General features: G+C 72.0%; 1 pseudogene. It reads left to right on the top strand.

The features are described 5' to 3' along the window. Positions 1 to 465: 465 nt before the first annotated feature. Positions 466 to 912, top strand: a pseudogene (locus FNQ90_RS25050) (hypothetical protein); the annotation flags it as partial.

The raw sequence follows: 912 nt of genomic DNA, 5'->3' as shown, positions 1-912 counted from the left end.
GGGCGTGCCGGGGCCCACGGGTGACGCACCGTGGTCGCCGTTCCCCGGCACAATGGTCCAGACCAATCGGGCTGTCAAGGGCGCGCGCACCGCCCGGTCCCGTCCGGGAGGATCGCGCACCGGGCGGTATTCGGACGTACCGGGCGGGAAGGATCCCCGCATAAGGTCGACTTGAGGCACGCTTGAGCCCGCCTTCGGGAAGCGACCCCGCTCCCACTCGTTTCCCACCACCCCGCACGCACCACGGAGGTCCCCAGGAGTGCCGGAGAAAACGTGCGCACACCGTCACCGTCCGTCCGACCGGTCCACACCCCGGCGTGCCCCGGCGCCCCGGTCGACGGCCCACCGAACGGCATCAACCGGTAACCGTCCGACGCTGGTTCACCACCCCGGGAAGTCGTTAAGCTGCCCATCTGGCAGACCCAACCGCAAGCGACGGCCGGTCCGGCCCGGGGGGAGCGGCGCATGCCCATGGCGATCGCGGTGACCGGCGCCGATCTGGTGCTCCCGGTCACCGATCAACGGACCCCGGGGGCCCACGTCCTCACCCCTCCCGGCGAACAGGACTTCGAGACCGCGCTGGCCGAGACCGCCGACCTGGTGGACCGTCACGGCCATTACCTGATCGTCCACTCCCGCACCCTGCCCCGCGCCCACCTGCACCGACTGCACGCCGTCCGCGCGATGCTGGAGTCCGACCGCATCGCCCTGCTGCCCTGTGACCTGCCGCCGCTGGGAATGGCCGTGCTGGTCCGTCAACTGCGTCAACTGTCCGTCTGCGACTTCGGCCCCGGCATCCTGGCCTCCGCCGGTCGGCTCCTCGCCCACTACATCTGGGCCGGCGCCCTGCTGGGCACCGCCAAGCGCCTCTCCAGGCTGCCCGTCGACCTCCCCGCCGACCACCCCCGCACC

The sequence above is a fragment of the Streptomyces alkaliphilus genome (genome assembly GCF_014141535.1).
In the GTDB taxonomy this organism is placed as follows: domain Bacteria; phylum Actinomycetota; class Actinomycetes; order Streptomycetales; family Streptomycetaceae; genus Streptomyces; species Streptomyces alkaliphilus.
Note: the sequence above shows the minus strand (reverse complement) of the source record. Positions and strands in the feature narration are given on the sequence as shown.